Here is a 15,608-nt window from a genome sequence, read left to right on the forward strand (position 1 = left end):
CTAATCAGGTGCAGGACCGAAGAAGCGACCGCATATGAACCGCATCGACCGATATATTCTCAAGACGATGCTGATCCTGTTCGGCTTCTTCGCATTGGTGCTGGTCGCGGTCTATTGGGTCAATCGCGCGGTCGCCCTGTTCGAGAACCTGATCGCCGATGGTCAGACAGCGCTGGTGGTGCTGGAGTTCACGCTTCTGACTCTGCCGCTTGTCATCTCGGTCGTGCTGCCCGTCGCGGCCTTTGCAGCGACGGCTTATGGTACGAACAGGCTGTCGGGCGAATCAGAGCTGGTGGCAATGCAGGCCGCTGGCCTGTCTCCGTGGCGCATGGCGCGGCCAGTGCTGGTTTTCGGGCTGGTCGTTTCGGTCATGGTTGCGATCCTCGTGAACGGGCTGGTGCCGATGGCGCGCGCACGCCTTGCAGACCGGCAGGCGCAGATCGCCGAGAACGTGACCGCACAATTCCTGAATGCCGGCGTATTTCAGTATCCGGTCGCCGGCGTCACGCTTTTCATCCGCGAAATCACGCCACAGGGAGAACTGGAGGGCGTTTTTCTGGAAGATGCCCGCAAACCGGAAAGCGTCAGCAGCTACAGTGCGGAACGCGCGCTTATGGTGAAATCCGATGCCGGGCCGAAGCTGGTAATGGTCAACGGGGTGATCCAGACGCTGCGTCCTGGCGCGGACGGCCCGAACCTTTCGGTGACGCGATTCGCGGATACGACCTATGACCTCGCCAGTCTGATCGGCGGGTCCTCAAGCAAGGGACGCGATCTGCGCGACTATTCGACGCTGCACCTTTTGCGACCCGGCCAGGCGCTGCTGGACGCCACCGGAGCGACCGCAGCCGAGGCGCGGCTAGAGGCGCATTCCCGCATCGCCCAGCCATTGTTGTCGCCGGTCGCCGCGATGCTGGGCTTTGCCACGCTTCTCGTCGGCGGCTTTTCCCGATTTGGTGTCTGGCGGCAGATCGGATGGGCAATCGTTGCCCTGATCGTCGTTCAGCTGCTGTCGAACCTCGCGGCGAATCGTGCGGGCGACAATCCGTCGCTTTGGCCGTTGGTGTATCTGCCAGCGCTGATCGGTGCCGCAATCTGCATCTGGCTGCTTTGGCTGGCAGGTCGCCCCCGACGCCCGATCCTGTCGCGCAAGGCAGAGCCGTCCAGCTTCAGCGGGGACGCGGCATGATCCTCGGTCGTTATCTCGGCATCCGCTATCTGCGCGCCTTCCTGCTGCTGGCCGGGGTCTTCATGGCGATCCTGTTGCTGATCGACATGGTCGAACAGATCCGCCGCTTTTCCGATAACGGGATCAGCCTGGGCGGGGCGGCGCGCCTGTCAGCGCTTTCCGTCACGGGCAGCTTCTACAATATCCTGCCGCTGATCGGGTTGCTGGCCGGGATCATGTTGTTTCTAAGCCTGTCCAGAACCTCCGAAATGGTCGCGATCCGGGCCTCGGGGCGGTCGGGGCTGCGCAGCGTCATGGCGCCTGCGATCATGGCCGCCCTGATCGGCATATTTGCCGTGGCGATCCTGAATCCCATCGTCGCCGCGACCGAGTCGCATTATTCGGCCGCCGTGGCGCGGATCGAAAACGGAAGCGCCCAGACTGTCAGTCTTGGCGACGACGCGGTGTGGCTTCGTCAGGCGATCGGCAGCGATGGCGGCCAGATGATGATCCGCGCCGCGCGCACCAGTCCCGATGCAACGACGCTTTATGACGCGAGCTTCGTGATCTACGACCCAGAAACCGGACCCACCACCCGGATCGAGGCGACAGAAGCGGTTCTCAAGCAAGGCGAATGGGAACTGAGCGGCGTCAAGCAATGGCCGCTCAACGCCCCTAACCCGGAAGCGGAAGCAACCCGCGTCGATGCGATGCAACTGCCCACCGAACTGACCGCCGACCGCATCCGCGATGGCTTCGGCAGCCCTCAGGCTATTCCGATATGGGAACTTCCCGCCTACATCGCCGGACTGAAACGGGCAGGCTTTTCCGCACTGAGACACGAGGTCTGGCTTCAGATGGAGCTTGCATTGCCGCTGACGCTTGCGGCGATGGTGATGATCGCGTCGGTTTTCACCATGCGCCATATGCGCGGCCGCAAGACCGGCGGGCTGGTGCTTGCGGCCTTTGCGGCAGGGTTGGGCCTGTTCTTCCTGCGCAACATGGCGAAGATCCTTGGCGACAGCGCGGGCGTTCCCCCTTCCTTTGCAGGATGGGGTCCGCCCATAATCGCCATATTGTTCGCCATCGGCGTTCTGCTTCAACTTGAGGACGGATGATGAGCCGCCTGATCTTCGCATCCATCTGCCTCGCGGCGGCACCTGCCTTCGCGCAGGATTTCGCGACAGGAACCAACAACACGCCGTGGTGGGAGGCGGAGTCCGCGTCCGACACTGCTGATGGTCCGGCACTCGCCCCCACTGAAAGCGCGGCAGGCAACAATGCCCCCCTCTCGGACGGAACAGAGCTAAGCCGGCTTACGCAGTCGGTCAGCAACCGACCCGCCGATGTCACAGTCTCGGGCGAGGGTGTCCCGGACCAGGGCGGGGCCGCGACACTTCTGGCAGATTACATCACACTTGAAGGCGACCGGACCTTGACGGCATCCGGCGGGGTCGTCGTCTGGTATCAGGGCTCGCGCCTTGTCGCGAACCAAGTCCGCTATGATGGCTCAACCGGCGATATGACTATCACGGGCCCTGTGCATCTGACCCGCCCCGGCCTGTCGGGAACCCGTGACGATGCCATTCTGATCGCCGACGAGGCGCAGTTGTCGCAGGATATGAGAGAGGGAATGCTGCGCGGCGCGCGCCTTGTGCTGGCGCGAGAGATGCAACTGGCCGCGACAGAGGTTACGCTGACCGGCAATGGCCGCTTCACGACACTGAATCATGTTGTCGCCTCGTCCTGCCGGATCTGCGCCGAAGATCCGACGCCTTTGTGGGAAATCCGTGCCCGGCAGATCGTCCATGATGACGAGAAGAACCAGCTTGTCTTCGACCATCCCCAATTGCGCGCGTTCGGCCTGCCCGTCGCAGCCTGGCCGGGGCGTGTCACGGCACCCGACCCGACGGTCACGCGCATGTCGGGCTTTCTCAGGCCGCGCTTTCGCACAACGTCGAGTCTCGGCTTCGGGATCATGGTTCCTTACTTCAAGACACTGGGACCCCATGCCGATGTGACGCTTACGCCGTATATCTCGGCCTCGCGGACGCATACCCTGATGATGCGGTATCGGCAGGCTCTCTGGAATGGCGCGACAGAATGGAATGGCGCAATCACGCGCGACGACATCCGAGAGGGCGATACCCGCGGCTATCTGTTCGGCGCGGCCGAATGGGATCTGCCGCGTGGCTATACGCTGGGGCTTCAGGTGCAGGTCGTGTCGGATGACGGCTATCTGCTGGACTACGATGTGTCCGATGCAGACAGATTATGGAGCGGGCTGACCCTGCAACGGGTGACGGCCGATAAGCTTGTCTGGGCGCGCGCCGGCAATTACCACTCGCTGCGCGATGACGAGGATAACTCGACCTCGCCGGCGCAGGTCGCCGATGCGATGTGGGTCCGTCGCTGGCGTCTTGGTGGTGGCGAGGCCGGGCTGGAATGGTCGGCCCATGCGCATCGCAGGCCTTCGGGCGAAGATGTCATCGGGCGCGACATGGCGCGGGCCTCTGTCGAACTGGACTGGCGCAGAACCGAGATCATGCCTGTCGGCCTTGTCGCGACCGGAGCAGCGGGTCTGGGCGCCGATTTTTATTCGATCCGGGATGACAGCCGCTATGACGACACCGTCACGCGCGCGCGGCCCTGGCTGTCGACGGAACTGCGCTTTCCGATGACCGGCAGCGACGGCACGGCATCTTACGTGCTGGAACCCGTGGCACAGCTTGTCTGGTCACCCCGCCGCGATTCCGACGACGATGCCGTCCCGAACGAGGACAGCCGGCAGATCGAGTTCGACGAGGGCAACCTGTTCTCGCTGTCACGCTATCCGGGCTGGGACGGCCGCGAAACGGGACTGCGCGCCAATCTGGGCGTGACATGGACGCGCTTCGACCCGGCCGGATGGCAGGTGTCGCTGGCCGCCGGACGGATCTGGCGCGATGACGACGAATCAGATGATGAAACGCCGGACCTGCTGCGCGGAACGCGGTCGGACTGGCTGCTTGCCGGTCACTATTCCGACATCTCGGGCCTCAGCGTCGCCAACCGGGCGCTGTTCAACGACGCGAGCGACATCACGCGGGACGAATTGCGCATCGGCTGGGCCCGGCCGGGACTGGAGCTGAGCCTTGGTTATCTGTGGATGAAGGCGGACCAGTTCGAGGATCGCGACACCGACCTTTCTGAACTGACCGGCGAAGTCGGCTGGCAGGTCGCCGAAGGCTGGTGGGCCACCGCGCATAGCCGCCACGATCTGGAAGAAAATCGCGCACAGCGCGCGGGCCTCGGCGTTACCTATCAGAACGAATGCCTCGCGGTTGAATTCAACGCGTCGCGGCGTTTCACCGACACGGATCAGGTCAATCCCGAAACCGACGTTGGCCTGTCGGTCAGGCTTGGCGGGTTCGGTCAGCAGGATCAGGGCAAGGGCACAGTGGCGCGGCGCGCGTGCATGCGCTAGATTGGCGCAAAATAATCAAGGGGGCATGGTAACATGCGGCAGTTTCTTCTTTCCGCGGCCTTCGCGGCGACCCTTTTCGGGCCGATGGGCACTCCGGTTCTGGCGCAGGATTTCTCGCCGGTGGTCTATATCAACAACTCGGTCGTGACGCGCTACGAGATTGATCAGCGGATCCGGTTCATGCAGGTGCTGAATGCGCCGCAAACCAGCGCCGCCGAGGCCGAGAAGCTGCTGATCGAGGATCGCCTTCGCCTTGAAGCGGCCAGACAGATCGGCGTCGAAGTCAGCGATGTCGGTCTGGAAGAGGGCCTCGCGGAATTTGCCGGGCGCGCCAATCTGACAACGGGCGAATTTATCCAGCTTCTGGAACGCAATGGTGTCGACAGACAGGCCTATCGCGACTTCATCAAGGCCGGCGTCGCCTGGCGCGAGGTCGTTCGCCGACGCATCCTGCCCTCGGTCTCGGTTTCAGATGCCGAGGTGGATCAGGCGATGAAGCGCATTATCGAAACGCCGATCGTCACGGGCGTGCTGCTGTCGGAACTGATTATGCCCGCACCGCCCGGACAGGAAGAAGCGGTCATGGCACGGGCCGAAAATATCGTCGCGACCGTCAGCAGCGAGGCCGCGTTCGCAGATGCCGCGCGCCGTTATTCGGCGACGCCGTCGCGCGACCGGGGCGGACGGCTGGAATGGATGAACGTCGACAATATGCCCCCGAGCCTGCGCCCCATCGTTCTGGGGCTGAGGCCCGGACAGATGACACCGCCGCTCAGCATCCCGGGCGCGGTTGTCCTGTTCTATCTGCGCGACACCCGCGGCCAGCTGCGTCCGGGCGCGAACGAGCAGACGCTGGATTATCTGACCGTGACGTTCCCCAGCATGGCGGATGCGCAGCGCGCCGCTTCCCAGTCGCATACCTGTGGCGAGCTTTACGTGTTCGCCAATGGCCTTCCCGATCAGCAGGTCCGCCGCGAGACGGCAGGTCAGGGTTCGATCCCGGCCTATACCGGCGTCCTGCTCGCCTCGCTCGACAAGAACGAAAGCACGGTCGTGGATCGTGGCGGGGCCGCGGATGTCGTGATGCTGTGCGACCGGACGCCCGCATTGCTGGCTGGGCTGGAAGCTGGTCCTGTGGCAACGGCGACGCAGGAAGGCGGGGAAACGACCGGCGCAGATGCCAATGCGCTTCCGCAACGCGAGGCCGTGCGAGAGCAGATTTTCAACCGCAAGATCTCTCAGGCCGCGGACGCATTTCTGGCCGAGCAACGGGCCGATGCGGTCATCCGCCGGCCGTGACGTGACGCGCCCGATCATAGTGACCTGCGGCGAGCCCGCAGGCATCGGGCCGGAACTTGCGCCGAGACTTCTGGATGCGGGGGTGCCATTCGTCTGGCTTGGCGATCCGCGCCATCTTCAGGGCGGCACGGACTGGACTGAAATCGAAACCCTCGACACCCTGCCGGATCAGGGACTTGCCGTCCTGCGTCACGATTTCGCGGCACCCGCCATGCCGGGCCGGATCGACCCTGCAAACGCGGCAGGTGTGATCGACGTGATCGAACGTGCGGTTTCACTGGTCATGGACGGGCAGGCATCCGGTATCTGCACGATGCCGATCAACAAGAAGGCGCTGAAGGACGGCGCCGGTTTTGGCTTTCCCGGCCATACCGAATTTCTCGCCCATCTTGCGGGAAACGCGACTGTCGCGATGATGCTGGCCTCGACGACCGTTGATCCGCCCTGCCGGGTTGTCCCGGCGACGATCCACATCGCGATTTCCGACGTGCCGGACGCGCTGACGCCTGACGCGCTGGAAAGCGCGATCCGGGTGACGCATGACGCGCTGATCCGCGATTTCGGCATTTCCGCACCGCGCCTCGCCGTCGCGGGGCTGAACCCCCATGCAGGCGAAGGCGGCGCGATGGGCGTCGAGGAAGTTGACTGGATCAACGCCCTGCTGGATCGGCTTCGCGACGAAGGGATGCGCATTTCTGGCCCCCTGCCCGCCGACACGATGTTCCACGCCCCGGCACGCGCCCGTTATGATGCGGCGATCTGCGCCTATCACGATCAGGCCCTGATCCCGGTCAAGACGCTGGATTTCGCGGGCGGCGTCAATGTGACACTCGGCTTGCCGTTCATCCGCACCTCGCCCGATCATGGCACGGCGCTTGATATCGCCGGGAAAGGCATTGCTGATCCCGACAGCGCCATCGCTGCGCTGCGCATGGCCTGGCAGCTTGCGCAATCGCGAGGCCGCGGCGCATGAGCACCATCGACGGTCTGCCCCCGCTGCGAGAGGTGATTTCGACGCATGATCTGCGCGCGAAAAAGCAACTTGGGCAGAACTTCCTTCTGGATCTGAACCTGACCGCCAAGATTGCACGGCAGGCCGGCGATCTGACAGGCAGCGACGTGCTGGAAATAGGTCCCGGTCCTGGCGGCCTGACGCGCGGGCTTCTTGCAGAGGGCGCGCGCCACGTCCTCGCCATCGAAAAGGACGCACGCGCACTGCCCGCCCTGGCAGAGATTGCCGAGGCCTATCCGGGCCGGCTGAGCGTCCTTCACGGCGACGCGCTGGAAATCGACCCTCTTGCGCATCTGACGCCGCCGATCCGGGTCGCCGCCAACCTGCCCTATAATGTCGGGACGGAACTGCTGATCCGCTGGCTGACACCGCCAGCATGGCCGCCATTCTGGGAATCGCTGACGCTGATGTTCCAGAAGGAGGTGGCAGAGCGTATCGTCGCGAAGCCCGGCAGCAAATCCTATGGTCGCCTCGCGCTTCTGGCGCAGTGGCGGGCGGATGCGCGGATCGTCATGCAACTGCCGCCGGAAGCCTTCGTGCCGCCACCCAAGATTCATTCTGCCGTGGTTCACCTGACCGCGTTGCCAGCGCCACGCTATCCTGCCGATCCTGCCGTATTGTCACGAATAACCGCCGCTGCCTTCAACCAGCGCCGCAAGATGCTGCGCGCCTCACTGCGCGGGCTGCACCCGGATATCGAGGTCATGCTGGAAGCTGCGGGCATCGCACCCACCGCACGCGCGGAAGAGATCGACCTGGAACATTTCTGCGCACTGGCGCGGATTCTGGCCGAAGCCGGTCCGCAGGATCGCCAGCGCTGACCCGAAGCGGTGTGAACGGTTGCGCATCACTGCGCGAAAATTCCCTCCCAATCGCGAAACCCCTTGATCTCTATCGGATTGCCTGACGGATCGGCGAAGAACATGGTCGATTGCTCACCCGGCTCATCCTTGAAGCGGGTTTGCGGCGCAAGGATGAAATCGACCTTGGCGGCCTCCAGCCGGTCGGCGAGCGCGCGCCAGTCGTCCTGGCGCATCACCAGCCCGAGATGCGGCATGGGCACCATGTGATCGCCGACCTTGCCGGTGTTTCCGGTCTTGAATGGGGTGCCAAGATGCAGGCTGATCTGATGGCCGAAGAAGTCGAAGTCGACCCAGCTGTCGGTGCTGCGTCCTTCCTTGCAGCCAAGAACGCCGCCGTAGAAGGCACGCGCTTCGTCCAGATCGGTAACGTGATAGGCAAGGTGAAAGCGGGTATCCATGACGGCCTCCTCGGGTAAACGTTGCCGTCAGCGTGCACTGTGCGAATGGCCGGGCCAAGTCCCATGCCGAACTACGGCGAACAATATGACGTCAGAAATGAAACAGACCCTTCACCTGATGGCGAAGGGCCTGTCTCCTCCCGCGTCGGATGCCCTGACCTCCCCGCCCGGCACCCTGCGTATTCCATTGCGTCGCGATGCATTCACATCTGCTTTACATTCGATCTCTTCTGCCTGACCGAAGGGCAGGCTGTCAACAGGACATGTGACAATTTGCCCGGTTGAACGCTTGACGCACCGCCCCCGCAGGCGCATGACAGCCGCGAACAAGGCACAGGAGTCTCGCATGTCCCGCACCGTTTACCTCAATGGCGAGTATATTCCCGAAACAGAGGCCAAGGTTTCTATCTTCGACCGCGGTTTCGTGATGTCCGATGGCGTCTATGAGGTGGTCAGCGTCCTGGACGGCAAGCTGATCGACTTCGACGGCCATCAGGCGCGCCTGAACCGCTCGCTTGACGCGCTGGAAATCGGCAACCCGATGCCAGATGCTGATTATCTGGCGATGTTCCGCGAACTGGTCGCGCGCAACGATATCACCGACGGCATGATCTATCTGCAGGTCACGCGGGGCAATCCGGGCGACCGCGACTTCGCCTATCCGCCCAAGGACACGCCACAGACGGTTGTGGCCTTCACCCAGTCGAAGCCCGGCCTTGCCGACAATCCAGCGGCGCAGTCTGGCTGGAAAGTCATCACGGTGCCGGACGAACGCTGGGGCCGGCGCGACATCAAGACGGTGCAGTTGCTGTATCCGTCCATGGCCAAGATGGCCGCCAAGGCACAGGGCGCGGACGATGCCTGGCTGGTCGAGGAGGGCAAGATCACCGAAGGCACCTCGAACAACGCCTATATCGTCAAGGGCAACACAATCATCACGCGCGAATTGTCGCATGACATTCTGCACGGCATCACCCGCGCCGCCGTGCTGCGCCTTGCGCGCGAGGCGCAGATGACCGTCGAGGAACGCGGCTTCACCCCGGATGAGGCCAAGCAGGCAGACGAGGCTTTCGTGACCTCGGCATCCGCCTTCGTGATGCCGGTCGTGTCCATAGACGGAGCGAAGATCGGCACCGGAACGCCCGGAAATGTGGCGGCAAGACTGCGCGAGATCTATCTTGACGAGATGCGCAAGACCGCGCTGTAATCCCGAAAGACCCGGCCATCGCGCCGGGTCTTTTGCTGTGACGGGCCGGGCGACAGTGCAGCCAGCGGCTGTTTCAGCGCCGTGCCTCGGTCGCCATGCGCACGGCAAGTCCGGCCAGCACGGTTCCCATCAGCCAGCGCTGCGCGACCATCCATGCCGGGTGGCGCAACAGAAAGCCTGCGAGGCCGCCAGCCGTCACGGCAATTGCCGCATTCACGGTGACGCTGATTGCGATCTGAACACCACCCAGCACCAGCGACTGCGCCAACACACTGCCATGGTCCGGGCTGATGAATTGGGGCAGCAGCGACAGATACATCACCGCAATCTTCGGGTTCAGCAGATTGGTCAGCAGCCCCATCGCGAACAGTCTGCGCGGCCCGTCCTTCGGCAGCGCCTTGACCTGAAAGGCCGAACGCCCACCCGGCCTGACCGCCTGCCAGGCCAGATACAGAAGATAGCCGGCCCCCGCGAACCGCAGCGCGTCATAGGCATATGGCACGGCCATGACAAAGGCGGTGATCCCGAACGCTGCGCAAAGCATATAGACCGCAAAGCCCGTGGCCACCCCGGCAAGCGAGATCAGCCCCGCCACGGGCCCCTGCGAGATTGAGCGCGAGATCAGATAGATCATGTTCGGCCCCGGCGTCAGCACCATTCCAAGTGCAATTGCGGCAAAGGCCAGCAGGTTGGTCATGTCAGGCATGGCGATCTCTCATCCGGGTCGCCGCACAGCATAGCTGCGCGCCGCCCGCGCACAACCACAATCGCGCGGGTATTGAACCCGGCTTGCAACCTGTCAGTCTGGGTGCAGGGCAACGCGAAAGGCGGCAGCATGTCATCCCCGGACGAGCAGGACGGCAAAGGACAGCCGGGCACGCATTTCTTCATCGCCGCCATAGTCGTCGCGGTGGCGATCTGGCCCATCGGCTTTGATCTGGGCGCGTATGGCACGATCTTCTTTGACAGGCTGCTGGAGATCTGGGCGATCTCGGTCGCAGCACTGCTGGCTGGGCTGCTGGTCGACCGAAAGCGCGATCAGGACATCCTGACCCGCCGCGACGTGCTTTTGCTGGCGCTGCCAAGTCTGTGGCTGCTTACGACAATACTGCGTTTCGAAACCGGCAGTACTCCCATGCGCTGGCTTAATGACGCATTGATGTTTGCGACCGGCTTCTTCTCGGTGCCGCATATCATTCGCGTGACACTGCCAATCGCCATGCCAGAGGTGTTGGCCGTGCGCGGACGGCGCCAGAGCCTGAACCTTGCAGTGCTGACCCTGATCATCGCGCTGGCATCGTTCCTGCTCGGCTATCGCAATGACCTGATCATGACCTGCGAAGACTTCCGTGTCGCCGGTGACGATCTGCCGACGAACTGCCGCCAGACCGAAGAACGCTATGAACACGGTCGCTTCCGATTTCCGGATTGACCGCCCCCTACCGTGCGCCGACGCGAAGCACCGGCGCCAGTGCTACTGCGCAAAGCGCCAGGCCGGCCAGCATCGCGAAGGACACGGGCAGCCCGGTCAACTGGGCAACAAAGCCGACAACGGGCGGACCCAGCAGCATGCCACCATACCCCACCGTCGCAACGCTCGCGATGGCCGGGCCGGGTGCCATATCGGGATCGTTCGCGGCGCGCGAGAATACCAGCGGCATGACCACCGCGTAGCCAATGCCGATCAGCGCGAAGCCGAAAAGCGCCACCACAAGATTGCCTGTCGCAATGACGACCGATAAACCGAATGCCGCGATCAACCCGCTGAGCCGCGTCACCCTGACCGGCCCAAGCCTTTCGATGAAGAAGCCGCCAGACATCCGGGTCAGCACCATCATGAGACTGAATGCGGCATAGCCGAGCGCTGCCTGTGCCTCGCTGACCTCGGGCAGACGGGCAAGGAAAACCGCGCTCCAATCCGCCATCGCGCCTTCGCCCATCGAGATTGCGAAAGCGACAAGTCCAACCAAGGCAAGCCTGCCGGTCGGCAGCGCGAAAAGGCGCGTCTTTGCGGCAGTGGCACCGGTTGCGGACAGAACAGCAGGACGCGGTTCCTGCGCCGGGATCATCATGGCAAGCGCGATAACCCCGCCCAGAACAGCCGTAATTGCGAAGTGGCTGATCGGCGCCAGTCCCATGCGCACAGCAACATAGCCGCTGGCCGCGCCTACCCCCGCGCCCAGGCTGAACATGGCATGAAAGATTGACATGGTCGCGCGCCCCATGCGGTTTTCGACCCGCGCACCCCAGCCGTTCATCGCCACATCCATCGAGCCGTGCAGCGCCCCAAAGATGAATAGGGCGATACCCAGCATCAACGGCGTCGGCGCAAGTGCCAGGCCGATCAATGCGGGGCAATAGATGATCGCGCAGATGACCGTCATGCGCGACGCGCCGAGCCTCTCGCTCAGCCCGCCGGCAAGCGGAAAGGACACGATCGCGCCTCCTGCCAGTGCCAACAGCAGGAACCCCAATGTTGCCTCGGACAGTGCGAAGCTTTCCTTGAAGCCCGGCACGCGCGATGCCCAGACACCGAACAGCAGCCCGTTCAGCGTAAAAGCCGCCGTGACGGCGCGCCAGCCGGCATCTGCCCACAAAGCCCCGCGATGAACTTTCGGATTTGCAGCGATCTCAGACATGATGCACCTCTGTTCCCGCGTCCCGGAACGGACCCGTTTCCTCGGGCGACGCATCGGTGACAAGCAGGTCGATTTCCTCTGCGCCGAGGATGCGATGCCGCCCCCGCCGCGCCAGTTTCGATTGCAGCGCTACGACTGCGACACGCCGCGACGCGCCCGCCATGGCGCGTTTCACGCCTGCCTCGGCGCTGTCTTCGGCGCTCAGGCCAAATCCGGGCCACAAACCACACGCGCCGAGAAGACAAATATCCGCTGCGATCTGCGATATTGCGCGCTCAGCCTCGCCACCCGTGGCAATCGCGCCATCGGGACACAGCGCGCCGCCGATAAGATGAACGCGCGCACCACGCTGCAACGCGGCCAGTGCGACCGACGGCGCTGGCGTCACAACCAGCCCATCAAACCCTTCCGGCAGACGCGCGGCGACGACATTCATCGTTGTGCCGCCGTCCAGAATTACCGTGCCAAGTCCGGCGAGCATCGGAGCCACGGCCTCTGCCAGTGCGTCCAGCCCCGGCTCGGGCCGAAGCGCGCGGGTCGCGTAGGGCGGCAATGGCGGCGAGGCGGGTATCGCACCGCCGCGTATCCGTTGAAGTACTCCGCGCTGCTCCAGCGCAATGAGATCGCGGCGAAGCGTATCGAGCGAGATATCGAATTCGGCGGCCAGTTCCGACGCGATCAGGGGCCGGTTGTTATCCAGCCGTTCGGAGATCAGCGTCTGACGTGTCTGCGGACAATTAAGATCGAGCATGTGCAAATTCCTGCAAGAACCTGCACGCTTCTGCAGGTTTATTTACAGGACTGCAAGCCCCGGCCGGCGCGGTCGCGGAAAGTCGCTGCGCGGCTATTTGCGGATCGTGTCGCCGGGCATGAAATGCGGGGCGAGTGACAGCTTTCCCTGTTCGGGCCGTGGCTCTTTTCCGGCGACGATCCGCGCGGCGCGGCGCCCGATATCGACCCGCCGTGCATCCGTCGTGGCAAGCCGCATGGGCAGGCCTTCCAGCAGATCGACGCCGTTAAACCCGGCCAAACCCAGCTTTCCCGGAATGTCGAAGCCCTGCTCGCGGCACCACAGAAGCCCGCCTGCCCCAATCATGTCATTGGAATAGTAAAGAAAGTCCAGATCGGGTTCGCGGGCGAGTATACGCTCCGTCAACTCTCGCCCCTTCGCCAGCGACGATCCGCCCTGATAGAATTCGCGCGCGACCAGCGGAACGCCCGCGTGCTGAAGCGCTTCCTCCAGCCCCGCGAGGCGCTTCTTGGCGCGGTGATCCTCGGGCATATGGGTGCCGATAAAGCCGATCCGGCGGTAGCCCGCGCCAAGGATCTCGGCGGCCATCTGACGCCCGGCCTCCAGATGACTGATCCCGACCGCAGTATCGATCACGTCGCCGTCGATATCCATGATCTCGACAACCGGAACCGACGCCGCTTCCAGCATCGCCCTTGACGAGCGATTATGTTCGAGGCCGGCCAGAATGACACCGGACGGACGCCATGACAGCATGTCATAAAGCACCGATTCCTCGCGTGAGAGAGAATAGTTCGTCACCCCGATGACCGGCTGCAGGGGCGTATCGTCAAGCTCTGCCGAAATCCCGCTCAGCACATCGGGAAACACGAGATTCGCCAGCGACGGTATGACCACTGCAACCAGGTTGACATGCTGGCTGGCCAGCCCGCCTGCTATCTTGTTGGGCACATATCCGAGCGTCTTGGCCGCCGTCAGCACCTTTTCACGCGTCGCCGCCGACACATCGCCGCGATTGCGAAGCACCCGGCTGACCGTCATTTCCGACACACCCGAGGCCTCGGACACATCACGGAGTGTCAGCGGACGGCGTTTCGTGCGTTGTGGCATGGAGTTTGACCCGAACAGTTTGCTTGTGTTAGCGCATAGCATGTTGGAAGGGCAAGCATATTGCCAAATCCGGCTTCTCACGGCACAAGGATGCCCGGCGGCCCCGTGGCTCAACTGGATAGAGCAGCCCCCTCCTAAGGGGCAGGTTACAGGTTCAAGTCCTGTCGGGGTCACCATCAATTTAAGTGCCTACCACAAATCCATCCGATTCGCGGTTGGGGGTGCAGCCGAGCGTAATTTCGGAACGGCGGCGCTGACGTCTGCCTGTCTCGCGACCTAGCTGATCCGGCGTCGCGATCAGAGACTCGCGGCGCTGGTCAGCGACGGATCGGGCAATACCAAAGCCGGCGTGACGCGCGGTTCGCGTCGGAGACATCAGGACAGGGGCTTCGCATCAGGATTTCGTTCGCCTCACGGAGCGTTTGCATTCGTATGCATAACTGCTAACGTTCCGGTAGGCGCACTCGCTTTTGATCGACCGGGGGAGGTTAGGAATGGCTGGTAATGACAAGAAAGACGGCGGTGACGTATCCCGAACCGCCGAACCGGTTCTGCAGGTGGAACGGCGCGATTTCGTCGAACTGGTCCCCGACGGCCGCAAACGCGTCCAGCCAATGGAGGGGTTCGACGAGATCTATACCGACATCGTCGACTATATCGTGCGCTGCACCCACAAGATCTGGGACGAGCGCGATATCGGGCTGATCTATACGCATTACACGCATAACTGCGTACTCTACGGCACGATGGGCACGATCTATGACCGCGAGGATGTGGTGCGTGACACGATTCAGCGCCTCGTCAGTCTTCCGGAACGGCGGGGGATGGCCACCCATGTCGTCTGGGGCGGGAACGACAAGGATGGGTTCTATACCTCGCACCTGGTCACGGGGTCGGGGCGGCATACGCAATACGGCCATTACGGCCCGCCAACTGGGCGCAATTTCACGTCACGGACCATTGCGGATTGTATGATCCACGCGAACAAGATCTATCGCGAATGGGTCGTGGCCGACCAAATGGCGATCATTAAACAGCTTGGTCTTGACGCCGATGCCTTTGCCGAGAAAATCGCAAAGCGCCTGTTCGACAAGGGGCTTGTGGCCGTCGATATCGGCGAAAACCGTCGGATGCTGGGGCAATACCCCCCGGATGCCGAAGCCGATCTGTCCATCGCGAATTCCGATCTGGAACGTGACACGCTGCGCTGGCTGCACGCGGTCTGGAACCAGCGCATGCTGGGTCGGATCAAGGATGTCTATGCGCCGACATGCCAGTATCACGGCCCGCTGATGGTCGAGATGTATGGCATCGCCGCCGTCACGCATCAGACGCTGGGGCTGATCGGCTCGCTTCCCGATGCGCGGTTCAGCCCGCAGCACATCTGTTCGACCCCCTGCGAGGAAGGCGGCACCAAAGTCGCGGTGCGCTGGATTCTGGAAGGGCACCACCTGGGCTATGGCCTGCTGCATGAGCTTGGAGAGCCGACCGGCAAGCATGTCCAGATCATGGGGATCAGCCATTTCCACTATAAGGACGGCAAGATCGTCGATGAATGGCGCGTCTATGACCAATTGTCGCTGCTGATGCAGGTGAAGCTTGCGCAGATGGCCGATGCGCCCGCCGCACGTCCCGAAGTCTCGACGGAATAAGTTCCCTTTCTCCCCGCCTGCCCGGCGTCGCGAAAGCGTCGCC

At 63.2% G+C, this 15,608-nt stretch carries 14 protein-coding genes and 1 tRNA gene; 10 read left to right on the plus strand and 5 right to left on the minus strand.

The features are described from left to right. The first annotated feature begins 34 nt into the window (after positions 1-34). From lptF to rsmA, 6 genes are read left to right on the plus strand one after another with little or no spacing between them, the layout of a single operon-like run. Positions 35-1,189 (plus strand): LPS export ABC transporter permease LptF, encoded by a 1,155-nt coding sequence (gene lptF, locus FQV27_RS10245; protein WP_147098023.1) that lies wholly within the window; start codon positions 35-37, stop codon positions 1,187-1,189. Continuing rightward, a complete protein-coding gene (lptG, locus tag FQV27_RS10250) occupies positions 1,186-2,286 on the plus strand; it encodes an LPS export ABC transporter permease LptG (protein ID WP_147098025.1) in 1,101 nt (366 codons plus the stop codon). The genes lptF and lptG overlap by 4 nt, the downstream gene beginning before the upstream one ends. Then, positions 2,286-4,634 (plus strand): LPS-assembly protein LptD, encoded by a 2,349-nt coding sequence (locus FQV27_RS10255; RefSeq protein ID WP_246133064.1) that lies wholly within the window; start codon positions 2,286-2,288, stop codon positions 4,632-4,634. Before lptG ends, FQV27_RS10255 begins: the two co-directional genes overlap by 1 nt. Before the next feature lie 33 nt (positions 4,635-4,667). After that, on the plus strand, positions 4,668-5,933 hold the full coding sequence (locus tag FQV27_RS10260; RefSeq protein ID WP_147098029.1) for a peptidylprolyl isomerase: 1,266 nt from the start codon (positions 4,668-4,670) through the stop codon (positions 5,931-5,933). Then, positions 5,911-6,906 (plus strand): 4-hydroxythreonine-4-phosphate dehydrogenase PdxA, encoded by a 996-nt coding sequence (gene pdxA / locus FQV27_RS10265; RefSeq protein ID WP_377768770.1) that lies wholly within the window; start codon positions 5,911-5,913, stop codon positions 6,904-6,906. The genes FQV27_RS10260 and pdxA overlap by 23 nt, the downstream gene beginning before the upstream one ends. After that, positions 6,903-7,766: a 16S rRNA (adenine(1518)-N(6)/adenine(1519)-N(6))-dimethyltransferase RsmA gene (gene rsmA, locus FQV27_RS10270; RefSeq protein WP_147098031.1), complete on the plus strand. Its 864-nt coding sequence runs from the start codon at positions 6,903-6,905 to the stop codon at positions 7,764-7,766. The genes pdxA and rsmA overlap by 4 nt, the downstream gene beginning before the upstream one ends. A 26-nt stretch (positions 7,767-7,792) precedes the next feature. On the opposite strand, the gene FQV27_RS10275 is transcribed toward rsmA, so the two are convergent. Then, on the minus strand, positions 7,793-8,206 hold the full coding sequence (locus FQV27_RS10275; RefSeq protein ID WP_147098033.1) for a VOC family protein: 414 nt from the start codon (positions 8,204-8,206) through the stop codon (positions 7,793-7,795). Positions 8,207-8,552: 346 nt separating this feature from the next. On the opposite strand from FQV27_RS10275, the gene FQV27_RS10280 reads away from it, so the two are divergent. Then, on the plus strand, positions 8,553-9,413 hold the full coding sequence (locus FQV27_RS10280; RefSeq protein ID WP_147098035.1) for a D-amino-acid transaminase: 861 nt from the start codon (positions 8,553-8,555) through the stop codon (positions 9,411-9,413). Between the two features lie 73 nt (positions 9,414-9,486). On the opposite strand, the gene FQV27_RS10285 is transcribed toward FQV27_RS10280, so the two are convergent. Beyond that, on the minus strand, positions 9,487-10,119 hold the full coding sequence (locus FQV27_RS10285) for a LysE family translocator (RefSeq protein WP_147098038.1): 633 nt from the start codon (positions 10,117-10,119) through the stop codon (positions 9,487-9,489). 129 nt (positions 10,120-10,248) lie between these two features. On the opposite strand from FQV27_RS10285, the gene FQV27_RS10290 reads away from it, so the two are divergent. Further along, positions 10,249-10,845, plus strand: a complete 597-nt coding sequence (locus FQV27_RS10290; RefSeq protein WP_147098040.1) for a hypothetical protein — start codon at positions 10,249-10,251, stop codon at positions 10,843-10,845. A gap of 7 nt (positions 10,846-10,852) precedes the next feature. Here the strand turns inward: FQV27_RS10290 and FQV27_RS10295 are convergent, their stop codons facing one another. From FQV27_RS10295 to FQV27_RS10305, 3 genes are all read right to left on the minus strand, one after another. Continuing rightward, a complete protein-coding gene (locus FQV27_RS10295; RefSeq protein WP_147098042.1) occupies positions 10,853-12,052 on the minus strand; it encodes an MFS transporter in 1,200 nt (399 codons plus the stop codon). Next, positions 12,045-12,803 carry a DeoR/GlpR family DNA-binding transcription regulator gene (locus FQV27_RS10300; protein ID WP_147098044.1) on the minus strand — a complete coding sequence of 253 codons (759 nt, stop codon included), beginning with the start codon at positions 12,801-12,803 and terminating at the stop codon, positions 12,045-12,047. The genes FQV27_RS10295 and FQV27_RS10300 overlap by 8 nt, the downstream gene beginning before the upstream one ends. A 93-nt stretch (positions 12,804-12,896) precedes the next feature. After that, on the minus strand, positions 12,897-13,913 hold the full coding sequence (locus tag FQV27_RS10305) for a LacI family DNA-binding transcriptional regulator (protein ID WP_147098047.1): 1,017 nt from the start codon (positions 13,911-13,913) through the stop codon (positions 12,897-12,899). 99 nt (positions 13,914-14,012) lie between these two features. Here FQV27_RS10305 and FQV27_RS10310 point away from each other — a divergent pair. Continuing rightward, positions 14,013-14,089, plus strand: a tRNA-Arg gene (locus tag FQV27_RS10310). Positions 14,090-14,407: 318 nt separating this feature from the next. After that, entirely contained in the window at positions 14,408-15,565 is a 1,158-nt protein-coding gene (locus FQV27_RS10315) for a nuclear transport factor 2 family protein (RefSeq protein ID WP_147098048.1), read from the plus strand. The last annotated feature ends 43 nt before the right edge of the window (positions 15,566-15,608 follow it).

The sequence above is a fragment of the Paracoccus aurantiacus genome (genome assembly GCF_007993065.1).
In the GTDB taxonomy this organism is placed as follows: domain Bacteria; phylum Pseudomonadota; class Alphaproteobacteria; order Rhodobacterales; family Rhodobacteraceae; genus Paracoccus; species Paracoccus aurantiacus.